Genomic DNA, 16067 nt, shown 5'->3' with positions numbered 1-16067 from the left:
GCGCAAACCATTGTGCCGCAAGTCGAGGCGAGATGCTGAGCGCGTCCAGGCGAAAGTGGGCAGTGCGCCGGATTGAAACCACACGGGCGCCGAAAAAGCGCCCGTGCTTGACGACAGCCTAGCCGGCGCTCAAGCCGCCGGCGTGGTCGGCAGGTCCGGTGCTTCAGGCGTTTGCACGCCGAAGCAGCCGCGATAGGTCGCATAGAACGAGCAATACAGCATGGTCGTGACGATCATCGTGGCGGGCATCAGGATCGCGAACGCGAAGTCGCCCGCGCCCAGCGCCTGCATCAGCGCGGACAAGCCGAACGAGACGGTGGTCGCCACCGCGAACCACAATGCGCCGAATACGATGAACGCGCCGCGATTGCGCCAGCAACTGACGATGCTGAAGAACATTGCCTTGACGGGTGGCACGTCGTGCCACGCGATAAGAACCGGCGAGAACCAGAAAATCATCGCGACGGGAATGTAGAACGCGAACGCGGCGATCACCGCCAGCGGGATATTGCTGTTGGCGATCGCGTCCTGATCCATCGTAGCCATGCCGAGCATGACTTTCAGCAGCATGCCGCCGTCGGCGAGCGCCGAGCCGGCCAGCACCAGCGCCATCGCGACGACGTACAGCACGCCCAGCGCCAGCAGACGTTTGGCGACCGCGGGGCCGTACGAGTGAAAGCCGTCCACCAGAATGGTCGGGAACACCGGCTTGCCCGCGATGGTGTTGCGGCACGCCGCCATGAAGCCGACGGCGACACCCGGAATGAAGACCAGCGGCAGCACGCCGCCGACGACCGGAATCTGCGCCGCCAGCGTCATGACCAGCAGATAGGTGAAGAACAGCGTCAGAAACGCGAGCGGGTTCTTGCGGAACAGCCAGATACCCTGCCGGAACCAGACATAGCCGGTTTTCGCGGGGACTTCGATCAGTTGCATGAGGTATGAATGCCTGGAAGAGCAACGCCGGACAGGCGTTCGCGCAGAATGCGCTCGAAATGACCGGGATCGTGCGGTTTGAGTAACTCGGCCGCGCGCGGCAAATGAAAATCATACAGGCGCGAGACCCAGAAGCGGTAAGCGCCGGCACGCAGCATATCGCCCCAATGACGATTTTCTTCGATGGTGAACGGGCGCACGGTCTGGTAGGCGCGCAGCATGGCTTCGGTGCGGGCCTCGTCGAGCTTGCCGGTGGCGAGGTCGACGCACCAGTCGTTGACCGTTACCGCGACGTCGAACAGCCACTTGTCGCAGCCGGCGAAATAGAAGTCGAAGAAGCCGCCCAGGCGCACCTCGTGGCCGGTTCCCGGCGCTGCATGCGCGAACAGCGCGTTGTCGCGGAACAGGTCGGCGTGGCAGGGGCCTTCGGGCAACCGGGCGTAATCCGTCGACGCGAAGAAAGCCTCCTGATGCGCCAGTTCGGACGACAGCAGATCGCGCTGCGCGCCGGCGAGAAACGGCAGGACGGTCGGCACAGTTTCCTGCCACCACGGCAGGCTGCGCAGATTCGGCTGATAGCGCGCGTAGTCGCGCCCCGCCAGATGCATGCGCGCGAGCATTTGCCCGACCTCAACGCAGTGCTCGACCTGCGGCGCCAACTCCGGCGCGCCTTCGAGCTTGGTCACAATGGCGGCGGGCTTGCCGTGCAGCGTGCCGAACAGCGCGCCGTCTTCGCGCGGCATGGGATCCGGCACCGGCACGCGGTGCGCGGCCAGATGCTGCATCAGATCGAGATAGAACGGCAGTTGTTCGGCCGTCAGCTTTTCGAAAATCGTGAGGACGTATTCGCCGCGCGTCGTCGTCAGAAAGAAGTTGCTGTTCTCAATACCGGACGGGATGCCGCGAAACTCGACGACTTCGCCGAGATCGTAGTGACGCATCCATTCTGCTAGTTGGGGTTCGGTGACAGCGGTGAAGACAGCCATGCGGGAAACGTCGGATCAGGTTAGTCAGGCTGGCGCGAGGCGACCAGTACGAGATGTGGCAAATGCGTTGCTGAAAGCGCGGTCAAGGTTACGCGGTCAAGGTCAATCAGGCAGCGAATCTTGCCTGCCAATCCTGGCCACCCGTCAGGGTCGCTAGCGCTGTGACAATTCAACGCGGTATCGCCATGCTGCAGGCGGTGCTGAAAATCGGCAAGCAGGCTAAAAGCCCGAGGCGACGCCCGCGGGCCGCGCAGATCCGGGAGCGGCTTACGTCACGCCGCCGCCCCGGCAACCATCAATAAGTCAGATTCACCGACGGCAAACGTGTGCTCGCGCGGCCGTTGTCGCGCACGGTAGGCGACGTGTCCAGCGGTGCGCTCATCTGATAGCGCGTGCCGAGATTCGAATGCACGTTGATTTCAACGGGCTTGCCTTTGTCGCGGTATTCGGTGATTTCGGTGCCGTTGGCGCTGCGTTCGTAGAAGCTCGGCGTGCGCGGGACGTTGATTTCGACCTTCGAGCTGACCTCGGCGGCCGGACGATTGATCTTCTCCAGGTCAGGCAGACCGGCCCGTTCATTGGCGGACTGGGGCGCGCCGGCGGGCGGAGTGTCATCGACAGGCTGGGCAGCCATCGCCGCGTTGCCAAAGGCGAGGGCCAGTGCAACGGCGACGGGAAGGAACGGCTTCATGGTGATTCTCCAATATGGTGCCCCGATTCTAGCAAATCCAGCCTTGCCTACGGGCGCGATCGCCTTATTTTGCGCCGCTTTCGCGCGACGTGCGCGCAATCTTGCGGCCGCTGTTGCGGCAGTTGTGGTAGGCGCGGCGAGGTCATTTGGCGATCGCGGGTTCCGTGGTAATGTCATCTCATCAATAGGGGCGAATGAAGATGAACAACGATACTAATCAACGCGCGGTGCAGACTCCCGCCAACAGCTTCCCAACCGAATCCTTTGACGACGCGACCGAGGCCGTCACGCGTCTGTCGGCGATCTACGAAGCGAACACCTCGTTCCTGCGCGACGCCTTCGCGCGCTATCGCCGGAACGAACTGTTCGAACGCCGGGTGCGTGCCTGCTATCCGTTCGTCAGAGTCCGCACCGAAGTCAACACGCATATCGATTCGCGGCGCTCGTACGGTTTCGTTGCGGGCCCGGGCGTGTTCGAGACCACAGTCACACGGCCGGATCTGTTCGGCAACTACTATCGCGAGCAATTGCGCCTGCTCGCGAAGAACCATCACGTGAAGATCGAAGTTGGTGTATCCGACCACCCGATTCCGATTCACTTTGCCTTCGCCGAAGGCATCCATCTCGAGGGCGATCTGGATCGCGAGCGCCTGTTCCTGATGCGAGACGTGTTCGATACGCCGGACCTCGCGCTGCTCGACGACCGCATCGTCAACGGCACGTATGAGCCGCTGCCGGGCGAGCCGCATCCGCTCGCGCTGTTTACGGCGGCGCGGGTGGATTTCTCGCTGCATCGGCTGAAGCACTACACGGCGACCTCGCCCACGCATTGCCAGAACTACGTGCTGTACACCAACTACCAGTTCTATATCGACGAGTTCGTCAAACTCGGCCGCACGATGATGGCCCATACCGACGACGAAGAACTGCGCGCCTATCGCAGCGAATACACGTCGTTCGTCGAACCGGGCGACGTGATCACGTACAACGAGAATCTCGGCGAGCAGGTGCAGGAAGGCACGGCGCCGCCGCGTCTGCCGCAGATGCCCGCGTACCACCTGAAGCGTGCCGACGGCAGCGGCATCACGATGGTCAACATCGGTGTTGGGCCGTCGAACGCGAAGACGATCACGGACCACGTTGCCGTGCTGCGGCCGCATGCGTGGATCATGCTCGGCCACTGCGCGGGTCTGCGCAATACGCAGCGTTTGGGCGACTATGTGCTGGCGCATGGCTATGTGCGCGAAGATCACGTGCTCGACGACGATTTGCCGCTGTGGGTGCCGATTCCTGCGCTTGCCGAAGTGCAGGTGGCGTTGGAACGCGCGGTCGCGCAGGTCACGCAACTGGACGGCGTCGAGTTGAAGCGCGTGATGCGCACGGGCACGGTGGCGAGTGTCGATAACCGCAACTGGGAGTTGCGCGATCACCGTGAGCCGGTGCAGCGGCTGTCGCAAAGCCGCGCGGTCGCGCTCGATATGGAAAGCGCGACGATCGCCGCCAACGGGTTCCGTTTCCGCGTGCCTTACGGCACCTTGCTATGCGTGTCGGACAAGCCGTTGCATGGCGAATTGAAGCTGCCCGGCATGGCGGATCAGTTCTATCGCGCGCAGGTCGACCAGCATCTGCAGATCGGTGTGAAGGCGATGGAGTTGTTGCGGATGAATGGTTTGCATCGTTTGCATAGCCGTAAGTTGCGCAGCTTTGCGGAAGTGGCGTTTCAGTAATGGGTATGCGTCGGCTTCGCGGAATACGACTGCGAACAGATCGGCCGTATGGAGGAGTGCGTTAGGTCAATCGCATGAAACTCACACGCCGATCAGGCTGTGGCGCGACATCGATCGTTGGCGCGGGCCTTGAGGCGACGCATTTTCAGTTCTGCGCTTGGTCTTGTATCGCGCGTGAGCAGATCCAAGGCGATACGGCACAGATTGGGGAAGCTCTGAGCCGTATTCTCGACTCTCACGCAGCACCGGTTTTCGTCAAAGATCATGTCGAGTACCGAGTGCATGCTGATTTCGGCGCTCGGAAGGAAATCCCATTGGAAGGTCGAACAACTCGGGGATCGCCGTGATCCTGTTGCTTTTGTTTGCCGTGCGTACCTGTCCCAGTACCACGTCCAAGCCATTGCCGTTGGCCGATACCAGGTGACGCACACGCTGCGCCGCGCACCGACTTGCAGTCGAGAGTTACAACCTGATCGGCCGACGCGGGGAGCAAATGCGTGCTCCAGCTTCGCTTCAGCGCATGTCTGGACCGTTACCCCGCTATCGGCGCTCGACAGAATTGCACACAGCGCCACCACCAGCACTTCCGTCAGGTCATGAGCCGGCGTGAGGCTGCGCAGATCGCGCAAATCTCCAGACACCTCTTCGATACTGAACGCGCCATCTTGCGTCATTTCTTCTCGGCCAAAGAAGTCTGAGTACACACGCGTTCAACAGAGCTTACAAGGTGTTTTTTCACCATCTGTAACGTCTCATTCAATCGCTCTGCTATCCATCGCGATAACCGTCATTTTTCGGAATTATCTGATGTCAATCACATCGTCGGTGACGATAGATTTTAAATGTAGTGAAAGCTACATTCACAAACGGCGACACCCACCAAACTAAATAAAACACGATGACTACAAGGCGATTATTTTTGCGAACAAGTGCATTGTCTCTTATTGGCATCACATATCAAATCGCAAAGGCGACCCTACCATCCCCCCCAAATTACAGCCACTTCGCTGCGCGGATATGTGTTAACAAACGGTGCGACTGCACTGAGGCGCGACGACGGGGCGTGGGTATTCTGGGTGCGCATCATAAATTTTGAGGACCCGAATAGTGATATTGCAGCGAGTCTCCAGGTGGCGACGGATAAAGGATTCTCGCAGATTATTGATGTCCTGCCGATCATTCTCACAAAGACAAAATCATTTATCGCCCAGACGGTGTACGTGCCCAAAGCAGGTAATACACAGTTCTATTATCGCTATATTGTCGGATCGAGTCCGTCTGTCGCGCCGTCCGTCAGTTCCTCAGTGAATTCAATTGCCCCGTGGAACACAGAGTCAAAGGCTGAATAAAATGGCAAAAGCAGAAATGGCGTTTCAGTTCATCGAAAACGGTTCAAATTCGATGACTACTTTTCAGACGTTTATGTCCGCAGCAAATAGCTCGAATGACTCGCTGTCAGTGATGCAGAACGGCACCAACGTCGTTGCGACCATAACAAATGTCACTCCGATGTTGAAGCCGATACGTATTCAGGCAAACCTAATGAATGCGACGTCTGCATTAGTAAGGGTTGTGACAGACTGGAAAAATCCGGACAAAAAGGTCCAAACAGGCGATGTGCTGACCATTATCAGTGCCGCTGGAGCAATCGCATTTACTGTGCTTGTTTTGGCTGAAATCGGTCCTGGCGCTGCAGCAATAATCAGCGGACTTGTCCTCGCCGCCGACTTGCAATCCGCCTTTCAACCATATATAAACTCTGCAACAATATGGTTGGGTAATTATATGTCAAACTTGCTGCAAATTTCGCAACCTGTGTCGGTTGCTAGTGCATCGCTGTATTGGTCAAGTCTCCAAACTGGAAGCGGATACATCCTGGCGTCATATGACGAAATATTGACACAAAAGGGGTTGTTCATTTGTCTGAGCGATAAGGGTGTTTCAGGTAAAGGCTTGATGCCTATGGCGACCCCCGTCCCAGGTAGCTTCACGCCAGTCAACGAGGATCAATACAAAGAAAACTACTGCAGATATCTAAGTGTAGAGCAGGGTTGGAGCGATATAGTTAGTGGAATGGATTATTGCAAAAACGTAAAATTCTGATGGCTATGAAAGTAATGCCGCGTTGTATTTGGGTTTTACTTGTTGGATTCTTTCTCGCCTTCCTGTGCGAGGCTTGGGTGGAGATTGGCTTACTTCAATCTGGTTTCTTGCCTTGGGAGGGGTGTCTGGCCGTGTTCGCAAGTCTCGTGGCGAATCCCTTGGCGCTTGTGTATGGAATAAAGAGACGGAGATGGGCTTACGATCTGCTTAAGTGGATCGGGGCCTTTGGTCTTGTATGGGCAATATTTGGCCACCCGTATTTGCAAGCATTGGGATTGTGGGCTATCGTGCTAATTACCCTTAGTGTGTGGCTCCGACTCGGCGCGCTGTTCATATTGCGGCGCAAGGCGGTGAAAGATTGGATCGAAACGACTGCCACCGGCGACGGTTTGCAGTGGCTTTAACGAATGCCGAATAATCGGCCTTTCTATTTTTCCATCACTTATCGCATTGCGCGGTAAGTGATGGAAGAAATTTTCGCCACGGTCATCCAGTGACGTTGAAATTATCCAGGCATTTAGGGTTTCAGCAACCTGAAGACCTTCACCGACCTCCGCCAGGAGAACAGCGACCAGGCGTTTATCGCTAGAACCGCGATAGTCCAAACTACGACTCGCGCACTAGTGTCGCCGCTGTGAGATTCGTTTATCCATTTAAGGTAAAGCAGGGTTGACATCAGGATACCGGCCACAACCCACCAGAAGGAAATCTCGGGAGAATCGACGCCGCAAATCTCGCCCGTGGAGTGGTTTAACCATCCCACCAGTGTTTGCCAGTTATCCGTGTCGCGCAGTACTGCCGTCACGACCATGCCGTTTTCAAGTTGAGGCGCACCGCGCATTTGTACGGCGTACTGACGTTTTCCCGCAACTGTGACATTAAAGGCTGTTCCGATTGTTCTCCTGCCATATTTGTCTTTGTCGACGACTATCCCGCCGATGTTTTCAAGTTTGACAATAATGGCATGGTAGGTCATATGCAGATGGTGCAGTAACTGAATCTATAAGCATAGCTGTCCTCCGTAATCCCGAGACACTGACCGTATGGTTTTTTGCCACTACATTGCTTTTGGTCAATGCGTTTCTCGATCTGCTATGTTTGCAGGAATTCTGTGCGCTAGGCACGTCATCACGCCAATTTGGTGGCGCGTCGAGTGAGGCTGCATTCCGCAGTTTAGCGAGCGACCTATTCTGTCTCCTCGCGCGGTGGCTTGCTGGTCGTTTCCGTGAACGGCTAGACCGCGTGATTCGCATCCTTCAGTCTCCGCTGGAGTCCGAAAGAGGCTTGCTTGCGAGAGTAACGCTGTGGGGTGCCCCCGAGAGGGTTTCAAAACTGCCCAAACCCCGTCAGCCCGATCAAGCTCCCCGCCGCCAGCAGCCACAGCGGATGAATGCGCGTCTTCAACGCCAGCACAGCGGTAAATGCGCAGATTGCCCAAGCAATCACCGTCGGGTTCGACGCTTCGGCGATCAGGGACGCACTCGCCGCGACGATGCCTGCCGTCACCGGCACTAGTCCCATTTGCGCGTAACGCCGCCACGGACGGTCCTTGAACCGATCCCACGCATGCAGCGCAAGAATCGTCACGAGCGACGAAGGTCCGAACTTCGCCACTGAAGTCACCAGCATCCCCGCCCAACCCGCCACGTGCCAACCGACCAGCGTGACAATCATCAGATTGGGTCCCGGCGCCGCTTGCGCGAGCGCGAACAGCGCGCTGAATTCGCTGGCCGGCATCCAGTGATGCACATCCACCACCTGACGCTGCATCTCCGGAAGAATCGTGTTGCCGCCACCGAACGCCAGTAGCGAAAGCTGACTGAAAATGATGGCAAGAGAAATGAGCGTGTCGTTCATCGTGCGGCCCTCGACGCGATGTAGATGCTGAGTGGCGTGAGCACCAGCATCGTAGGCAGAAGCGGCAGGCGCATGATGGCGATCGCGATGAAGCCGAGCGCCGCGATAAGCGCGGCCATCGGTTTATCCCGCAACGGCAGAAGGATTTTTACGGCCATCGAGATCAGCAGACCAGACGCCGCTGCAGCGAGGCCGGCAAACAGATGGCGAACGTGTGGGTCGTTTTGCGTATGTTCGTACAGCACGCCAAGCCCGATCACCACCAGCGACGGCCCCGCGATCAAGCCGAGCAAGCCTGCCAGCGCACCCGGCACGCCGCGAAAGCGCATCCCGATCGCTACTGAAAGATTGATGACATTGCCGCCCGGCAGGAATTGGCACAGGCCCAGCAAGTCGGCGAATTCCGCGCCGGTCAGCCAGCGCCGTTGCTCGACCAGGGCGCGCCGCGCCAGCGGCAGTGCGCCGCCGAACGAGATCAGCCCGAGGCCGAGAAAGCCGCCAAAAATTTCCCGCAATGTGGGCGTGGGCGCCCGGTCGGCCCTGGCTGAGGTGAGATCGTGATCCATATCGTTAAGCTTCCAGTTCAAGCTCTGGAGGTTAGCGCCGAACCAGCGCTGGGCAAAACGATTTTTGAGCGCGCCTTTGTGATCTAGAATCACAAGCATGGCTCGCAATCTTCCTCCTTTTCCGGCGCTACGTGCCTTCGAAGCTGCCGCGCGGCATGAAAGCTTCACCGCTGCGGCGAACGAATTGCATGTGACGCACGGTGCAATTAGCCGGCAAATCGCGGCTTTTGAAACATGGCTCGGCGTGCAGGTGTTTCATCGCCGCGGCAAGCGCGTGCGCCTGACCGACGACGGTCGCCGCTATCTGGCCACCGTCCAGGCCGCGTTCGACAGCATCGCGCTTGCTACGGATCAACTGCGCGATACGGGTGTTGTTCACGTTTTAAGGGTGAATGCGCTGCCGACCTTCGCAATGAAGTGGCTGCTGCCGCGGCTTCATCAATTCCAGCGCAAGGTGCCGAATGTGGAGTTGCGCCTATCGACTTCAAACGCACCGGTCGAAACACTGGACGGCTTCGACGTCGCCGTGCGGCGCGGGCCGGCGCATTGGCCCAACTGCGTGAGCGGCCATTTTCTTGGCGAGAGCGAGATCCCGGTGTGCAGTCCCGCGCTCCTGCAACGCTCACCGATCAACGCGGCCGACGATCTCGCGAAGCACGTGCTGCTGCATTCGGACACGCGGCCCGATGCGTGGGGCAACTGGTTATTGGCGGCAGGCGTCACGGCGACATGCCGGAAGAAGCAGTCGTTCGATCACTTCTATCTGGCCTTGCAGGCTGCGGTGGATGGGCTCGGCGTTGCGCTCGGCCCGTTGCCTTTGCTGGCGGATGAGCTGGCATCGGGACGGCTCGTCGTGCCGTTGGCCGGTCCGCGTATCGATGCACGCGGCTATTGGTGGGTGGCGAGGCGGGAGGTCGCGCAGGCGCAGCTAGTGGCGCAGTTCTGCGAATGGCTGCAAGCGCAGGGCGATCAGACCGATGTAGCGGAAGCGAGCGACCTGGAGGCCGCCCGTTAGAACCCGCGTGCGTTGCTCTGCTCAATACGCATTGAACGTCAGCACGCTGACTTCGCGCACGAGGCGCGAAGATCCAGCATCACAGATAGAACATCCGGTCTTCATCCGACTTGGCCGGATGCGGCTCGGCTTCTTCACGGTCTTCGTAAAACTTCAGCACCGCCTCGAGCACCTGGTCCGGATCGTCGATCACCTGCATCAAGTCCATGTCTGCCGGATTGATCAGGCCCATCGGCGTGAGCGAGTTCTTGAACCACGCAAGCAGGCCTTCCCAGAACTCGCCGCCCACCAGAATGATCGGCACGTGGCGCGACTTCTTGGTTTGAATCAGCGTGAGGACTTCGGCGAGCTCGTCCAGCGTGCCGAAGCCGCCCGGCATGACGATCACCGCATCCGAGTTCTTCACGAACGTGACCTTGCGCGTGAAGAAATGGCGGAAGCGCAGCGAGATGTCCTGCCATTGATTGCCGGATTGCTCGTGCGGCAGTTCGATGTTCAGGCCGACCGAAGGGGCTTTGCCCGCATGGGCGCCCTTGTTGGCCGCTTCCATGATGCCGGGGCCGCCGCCGGAGATGACCGCGAAGCCGGCGTCCGACAGCTTGCGTGCAATCTGCGTGGCGAGTTTGTAATACGGCGAGTTCGGTTTCAGGCGCGCTGAACCATAGATGCTGACAGCCGGACGAATCTCCGAGAGGTACTCGGTCGCCTCGATAAACTCTGCCATAATCGTGAACATCTGCCACGATGCGCGGGCCTTCTTAGCCGTAGCGCGCTCTTGATCTGCGAGTGATCGCAGACTCGGAATCACTTTTCTCTTAGTCATAATGCCTGAAGAACGAAGCCTTGAAGGTAAGACCCTGCTATTGGTCGACGGTTCGAGTTATCTGTACCGGGCCTACCATGCGATGCCTGATCTGCGCGGACCCGGGGGTGGCCCGACGGGTGCGCTCTATGGGATGATCAACATGCTGCGGCGCATGCGCAAGGAAGTTACTGCAGAGTATAGCGCGTGCGTGTTCGACGCCAAGGGCAAAACGTTTCGCGACGACTGGTATGCCGACTATAAGGCGAACCGCCCGTCGATGCCGGAGGATCTCGCGCGTCAGATCGAGCCGATTCACGTCGCCGTGCGCGCACTCGGCTGGCCGCTTCTGATGATCGAAGGCGTCGAAGCTGATGACGTGATCGGCACGCTCAGCACCGCGGCGGAAAAACGCGGCATGAATGTGATCGTGTCGACTGGGGACAAGGATCTGGCGCAGCTTGTGTCGGATCATGTCACCCTCATCAATACGATGACTAATGAGAAGCTCGACCGCGAAGGCGTGATCGCCAAGTTCGGCGTGCCGCCGGAGCGCATTATCGACTACCTGTCGTTGATCGGCGATACCGTCGACAACGTGCCCGGCGTCGAAAAATGCGGGCCGAAAACGGCGATCAAATGGCTGACGCAGTACGAAACCCTCGACGGCATCGTCGCACATGCGGACGAGATCAAAGGTGCGGTAGGAGACAATCTGCGGCGTGCGCTCGATTTTCTGCCGATGGCGAAGAAACTCGTCACCGTCGAGCGCCAATGCGATCTGACCGGCCACATCGTGTCGATCGAAGAAAGCCTGGAAAGCCGGCCGGAATCGCGCGAAGAACTGCGCGACGTGTTCACTCGCAACGGCTTCAAAACCTGGCTGCGTGAGGTGGAAGTCGCAGAAGTCGTGGAAGGTCCCGAGACCGATGTACCGCCGGCGCTCACCGTGGATCACGAACGTCACTACGACACCGTGCAGACTTGGGAGCAGTTCGACGCGTGGCTCGAAAAAATCAACGCAGCCGGGTTGACTGCGTTCGATACCGAAACTACCTCGCTCGATCCGATGACTGCGCAAATCGTGGGCTTGTCGTTCTCGGTCGAGCCTGGCTACGCCGCTTATGTACCGGTCGCACATCGCGGTCCGGACGCACCCGTGCAGCTGCCGCGCGATGAAGTCCTCGCGAAGCTCAAGCCGTGGCTGGAAAGCGCCGACCACAAGAAGGTCGGCCAGCACATGAAGTACGACGAACAGGTGCTGGCGAACTACGGCATCGAAATGCGCGGCGTCGAACACGACACGCTGCTGGAATCGTACGTGCTCGAATCGCACCGAACGCACGATATGGACAGCCTCGCGCTGCGCCATCTCGGCATCAAGACGATCAAGTATGAAGAGGTCGCCGGCAAGGGCGCATCGCAGATCGGCTTCGACGAAGTCGCGCTGGAAACGGCCGCTGAATACGCGGCAGAAGACGCCGACATCACCTTGCGTCTGCATCAGGCCTTGTATCCGCAAGTGGCCGCGGAGAAGACGCTCGACTACGTGTATCGCGACATCGAAGTGCCGACCTCGCGCGTCTTGCGCAAGATGGAGCGCACCGGCGTGCTGATCGACGCCGAAAAGCTGCGCGCGCAAAGCAGTGAAATCGCCACGCGTCTGATTCAGCTGGAAAGCGAAGCGTACGTGCTGGCCGGTGGCGAATTCAATCTTGGTTCACCGAAGCAGATTGGTCAGATCTTCTTCGAGAAGCTCGAATTGCCGGTGGTCAAGAAGACCCCGAGCGGCGCGCCGTCCACCGACGAAGAAGTGCTGCAAAAGCTCGCCGAAGACTATCCGCTGCCGAAGATCCTGCTCGAACATCGCGGTTTGTCGAAGCTGAAATCGACCTACACGGACAAGCTGCCGCGCATGGTCAACGCCCAAACCGGCCGTGTGCATACGAACTATGCGCAGGCGGTGGCGGTCACGGGCCGACTGGCGTCGAACGATCCGAACCTGCAGAACATCCCCGTGCGCACCGGTGAAGGGCGTCGTATCCGCGAGGCGTTTATCGCGCCGCCGGGACACAAGCTCGTCTCTGCGGACTACTCGCAGATCGAATTGCGCATCATGGCGCACATTTCCGGCGACGAATCCCTGCTGCGAGCGTTCTCGCAGGGCGAAGACATCCACCGAGCCACTGCAGCGGAAATTTTCAGTGTCACGCCGCTCGAAGTCTCGAACGATCAGCGGCGTGTGGCGAAGGTCATCAACTTCGGCCTGATCTACGGCATGAGCGCGTTCGGTCTTGCAGCGAACCTCGGCATTACGCGCGACGCGGCCAAGCTGTATATCGACCGCTACTTCGCGCGTTATCCGGGCGTCGCGCGTTATATGGACGAAACGCGTCTGAGCGCGAAGGCCAAGGGCTACGTGGAAACGGCGTTCGGCCGCCGCCTGTGGCTGCCGGAGATCAACGGCGGCAACGGCCCGCGCCGTCAGGCCGCAGAGCGCGCGGCAATCAACGCGCCGATGCAGGGCACGGCCGCCGATCTGATCAAACTGTCGATGATCGCGGTGCAGAAGTGGATCGAAGAATCGAAGGTCGGAACGCGCATGATCATGCAGGTGCACGACGAACTGATCCTCGAAGTGCCGGACGCGGAATTGTCCGATGTACGTAAGCGCTTGCCGGAACTGATGTGCGGTGTCGCCGCGCTGAAAGTGCCGCTGGTTGCCGAAGTGGGCGCCGGCCTGAACTGGGAAGAAGCGCATTGACGTGCATGTGACGGCGCGCACGATAGGCGATATCGTCGCGCGCATGTCACATATGCGTATTGATGGCTTGTGACAAACCGTGCCGCTCGCGGACAATCGCCAGGACAGACTGCGCGCGTTTCATGCTTCATGCGCGCCGTCGCGACGCATAACCCATCGGCAAATACGGAGAGTTCAATGCATCGTTTTATCGTCGTTGGCGGGGGCGCGGGGGGACTGGAACTGGCGACGCGCTTGGGCGACCGCTATGCGCCCCGCAAGAACAAAGGCGGCGTGCACGCGCAAGTGACGCTCGTCGACCGTAATCCAACCCATATCTGGAAGCCGCTGCTGCATGAAGTGGCCGCCGGCAGCATGGACCCGTTCACCCAGGAGCTCGAATATGCGGCGCAGGCGCGCTGGCACGGCTTTGAGTTTCAGCAGGGCGATCTGACGAGTCTGGACCGCGCGAACAAGCGTCTCACGCTCGGTACTGTGCTCGACGACGACGGCGCCGAATTGCTGCCCGCACGCGAACTCGAATACGACACGCTGATCATCGCGATCGGCAGCACCACGGCGTTCTTCGGCGTGAAAGGGGCATCGGAATTCTCCCTTGCGCTCGACACAGTCGGCCAGGCGGAGCGTTTCCGCAAGCGCCTGATCGCGGCCTGTATGCGCGCGGAGCATCAGGTGCATGAGCCTGTCGAGTCGGGCCCGGGCACGTCGTCGACCTCCACTGAGCCGCGTATCCAGGTGGCGATCGTCGGCGGCGGCGCGACGGGTGTCGAACTCTCGGCTGAGTTGCGCAATACGGCCCAGGTGTTGTCCGCGTACGGTTTGCATAAGCTCGATCCGCGGCACGACGTCGGCATCGTGCTGATCGAAGCGGGCCCACGCATTTTGCCGGCCTTGCAGGAGCGCGTGTCGACGGCCACCGCGGAATTGCTCACCAAGCTCGGCGTGAAGCTGATGATCGGCGAGACCGTGGCCGAGGTCGCGCCGGGCATGATCCGCACGGCCAGCGGCAAAACGGTGCGTGCCGATCTGACGGTATGGGCGGCGGGCATCAAGGCGCCCGCGATTCTGAGTGAACTCGACGGACTGCCGGTCAACCGTCTGGGGCAACTCATCGTGCGCCGCACGCTGCAAACCGAAATCGACGACAACATCTTCGCCCTCGGCGATTGCGCCGCTTGCCCATGGCCGGGCAACGAGCGCAACGTGCCGCCGCGTGCGCAAGCGGCTCACCAGCAGGCGAGCTTCCTGTTGAAGGCGCTTGCGGCACGGCTCGAGAATAAACCGCTGCCTGAATTTACCTATCGCGACTTCGGTTCGCTGGTGTCGCTCGGGCACTTCAGCGCGGTCGGCAATCTGATGGGCGGCGTGATCGGCGGCAATATGCTGATCGAAGGGCTGTTCGCGCGCTTCATGTACATGTCGCTGTACCGGCTGCATATCGCGGCGCTGCACGGCTACGCGCGGATGGTGCTCGACACCTTCGCGCACTGGTTGCGGCGCACCACGCTGCCGCGGGTCAAGCTGCACTGAAGGCTGACTGCGTTCGAGAAGGTTGCATCTGCAACAGGATGCGGGTGAAGCGTATCCTGTTGCCTCCAACCTTCACACGAGGAGCGCCGCATGCTGAAACCCGATATCGACAGTCTGGTCCCGCACGTTCCCTTCAATCGACGCACCTTTATCAAAGCCGCGCTCGGCACCGGTTTCGCCGCGGCCGTGATGCCGGTGTCGGCGCAAACCATCCATACGGATAGCGACGGTCTCGAAGCCGGCGAGATTGGCGTGCGGTCGGGCGATACGCTCGTGCCGGCCTATCGCGCGCAGCCGAAGGGCAAGACGCATCTGCCGGTGATCATCGTGATCCATGAGGCGTTCGGCGTGCACGAGCATATTGCCGACGTGTGCCGGCGCTTTGCCAAGCTCGGTTATCTGGCGATCGCGCCGGATCTGTTCGTCCGCGAGGGCGATCCGTCGGTGCTGCCGACCATCCAGCAGATCAGCGATCAGATTCTCAGCAAGGTGCCGGACGAACAGGCGCTGGACGATCTCGACGCCACGGTCGCTTGGGCGGGCGAGCATGGCGGCGATCTGAACCGGCTCGGCGTGAACGGTTTTTGCTGGGGCGGGCGGATTGCGTGGCTGTATGCGGAGCACAATCCCCGGCTGAAGGCGGCAGCGGCATGGTATGGCCGGGTCGGCGGCGATCACAGCGCAACGACGCCGGCGAACCCGCTCGATCGCGTGGCTGATTTGCATGCGCCGGTGCTAGGGCTGTATGGTTTGCAGGATCAGAGCATTCCTCAAGCCTCGCTTGAACAGATGAAGCAGGTCATCGCGCAGGGTCCGCAAGCGGGCCGCGGCTCGCAATTCGTCGTGTACGACGACGCGGGCCACGCGTTTTTCGCGGATTACCGGCCGAGTTACAAGAAGGCTGATGCCGAGGATGGCTGGCGACGTGTGCTGGTGTGGTTCAAGCAGCATGGGGTCGCCTGAGGGCACGCGTTCGATACCTTCGTTCAACGTGCCATAGCGGCGTGCCGATGCGCTCGGCTGGAAGGATGCAAAAAGGCCGTGGCCGCTTTCCCGCGGCCACGGCCTTTTGCTAATCGTCCTGCTTGAC

The 16067-nt window shown here is 59.8% G+C and carries 15 protein-coding genes; 7 read left to right on the top strand and 8 right to left on the bottom strand.

Annotated features, from left to right (window positions below):
• Nucleotides 1-129: 129 nt before the first annotated feature.
• The 3 genes from PQQ86_RS37175 to PQQ86_RS37165 form a co-directional block, all read right to left on the bottom strand.
• Nucleotides 130-936 (bottom strand): BPSS1780 family membrane protein, encoded by an 807-nt coding sequence (locus PQQ86_RS37175; RefSeq protein WP_093634984.1) that lies wholly within the window; start codon nucleotides 934-936, stop codon nucleotides 130-132.
• On the bottom strand, nucleotides 927-1922 hold the full coding sequence (locus PQQ86_RS37170) for a homoserine kinase (protein ID WP_408278809.1): 996 nt from the start codon (nucleotides 1920-1922) through the stop codon (nucleotides 927-929). The genes PQQ86_RS37175 and PQQ86_RS37170 overlap by 10 nt, the downstream gene beginning before the upstream one ends.
• A gap of 295 nt (nucleotides 1923-2217) precedes the next feature.
• Nucleotides 2218-2613 (bottom strand): hypothetical protein, encoded by a 396-nt coding sequence (locus tag PQQ86_RS37165; RefSeq protein WP_408278807.1) that lies wholly within the window; start codon nucleotides 2611-2613, stop codon nucleotides 2218-2220.
• Between the two features lie 200 nt (nucleotides 2614-2813).
• Between PQQ86_RS37165 and PQQ86_RS37160 the strand changes: the two genes are divergently transcribed.
• Nucleotides 2814-4340 (top strand): AMP nucleosidase, encoded by a 1527-nt coding sequence (locus PQQ86_RS37160; RefSeq protein WP_408278804.1) that lies wholly within the window; start codon nucleotides 2814-2816, stop codon nucleotides 4338-4340.
• Between the two features lie 92 nt (nucleotides 4341-4432).
• Here the strand turns inward: PQQ86_RS37160 and PQQ86_RS37155 are convergent, their stop codons facing one another.
• Entirely contained in the window at nucleotides 4433-5014 is a 582-nt protein-coding gene (locus tag PQQ86_RS37155; RefSeq protein ID WP_408278801.1) for a hypothetical protein, read from the bottom strand.
• Between the two features lie 676 nt (nucleotides 5015-5690).
• Here PQQ86_RS37155 and PQQ86_RS37150 point away from each other — a divergent pair.
• Nucleotides 5691-6443, top strand: coding sequence for a hypothetical protein (locus PQQ86_RS37150; RefSeq protein WP_408278798.1), 753 nt, complete (start codon nucleotides 5691-5693; stop codon nucleotides 6441-6443).
• Nucleotides 6422-6847 carry a hypothetical protein gene (locus PQQ86_RS37145; RefSeq protein WP_408278795.1) on the top strand — a complete coding sequence of 142 codons (426 nt, stop codon included), beginning with the start codon at nucleotides 6422-6424 and terminating at the stop codon, nucleotides 6845-6847. The genes PQQ86_RS37150 and PQQ86_RS37145 overlap by 22 nt, the downstream gene beginning before the upstream one ends.
• Nucleotides 6848-6960: 113 nt before the next feature.
• On the opposite strand, the gene PQQ86_RS37140 is transcribed toward PQQ86_RS37145, so the two are convergent.
• The 3 genes from PQQ86_RS37140 to PQQ86_RS37130 form a co-directional block, all read right to left on the bottom strand.
• On the bottom strand, nucleotides 6961-7419 hold the full coding sequence (locus tag PQQ86_RS37140; protein WP_408278792.1) for a hypothetical protein: 459 nt from the start codon (nucleotides 7417-7419) through the stop codon (nucleotides 6961-6963).
• Nucleotides 7420-7769: 350 nt separating this feature from the next.
• A complete protein-coding gene (locus PQQ86_RS37135; RefSeq protein ID WP_408278789.1) occupies nucleotides 7770-8300 on the bottom strand; it encodes a chromate transporter in 531 nt (176 codons plus the stop codon).
• The gene (locus PQQ86_RS37130; RefSeq protein WP_408279445.1) at nucleotides 8297-8866 is read right to left on the bottom strand and encodes a chromate transporter; all 570 of its coding nucleotides are present in this window, start codon (nucleotides 8864-8866) and stop codon (nucleotides 8297-8299) included. Before PQQ86_RS37130 ends, PQQ86_RS37135 begins: the two co-directional genes overlap by 4 nt.
• 97 nt (nucleotides 8867-8963) lie before the next feature.
• On the opposite strand from PQQ86_RS37130, the gene PQQ86_RS37125 reads away from it, so the two are divergent.
• Entirely contained in the window at nucleotides 8964-9881 is a 918-nt protein-coding gene (locus tag PQQ86_RS37125) for a transcriptional regulator GcvA (protein ID WP_408278786.1), read from the top strand.
• A gap of 79 nt (nucleotides 9882-9960) precedes the next feature.
• Here PQQ86_RS37125 and PQQ86_RS37120 read toward each other — a convergent pair whose 3' ends face one another.
• Nucleotides 9961-10704, bottom strand: coding sequence for an LOG family protein (locus PQQ86_RS37120; protein ID WP_028196168.1), 744 nt, complete (start codon nucleotides 10702-10704; stop codon nucleotides 9961-9963).
• A 1-nt stretch (nucleotide 10705) separates the two neighbouring features.
• Here PQQ86_RS37120 and polA point away from each other — a divergent pair, with 1 nt between their 5' ends.
• The 3 genes from polA (at nucleotide 10706) to PQQ86_RS37105 (ending at nucleotide 15940) form a co-directional block, all read left to right on the top strand.
• A complete protein-coding gene (gene polA, locus PQQ86_RS37115; RefSeq protein ID WP_408278782.1) occupies nucleotides 10706-13447 on the top strand; it encodes a DNA polymerase I in 2742 nt (913 codons plus the stop codon).
• 177 nt (nucleotides 13448-13624) lie between these two features.
• Nucleotides 13625-14977, top strand: a complete 1353-nt coding sequence (locus tag PQQ86_RS37110; RefSeq protein WP_408278779.1) for an NAD(P)/FAD-dependent oxidoreductase — start codon at nucleotides 13625-13627, stop codon at nucleotides 14975-14977.
• Between the two features lie 90 nt (nucleotides 14978-15067).
• Nucleotides 15068-15940 (top strand): dienelactone hydrolase family protein, encoded by an 873-nt coding sequence (locus PQQ86_RS37105; protein ID WP_408278777.1) that lies wholly within the window; start codon nucleotides 15068-15070, stop codon nucleotides 15938-15940.
• Nucleotides 15941-16067 lie beyond the last annotated feature (127 nt).

Origin of the sequence: Paraburkholderia sediminicola, assembly GCF_046026675.1 — a bacterium.
GTDB classification, from domain to species: domain Bacteria; phylum Pseudomonadota; class Gammaproteobacteria; order Burkholderiales; family Burkholderiaceae; genus Paraburkholderia; species Paraburkholderia sediminicola_F.
This window is presented reverse-complemented; position numbering and strand designations above follow the sequence as displayed.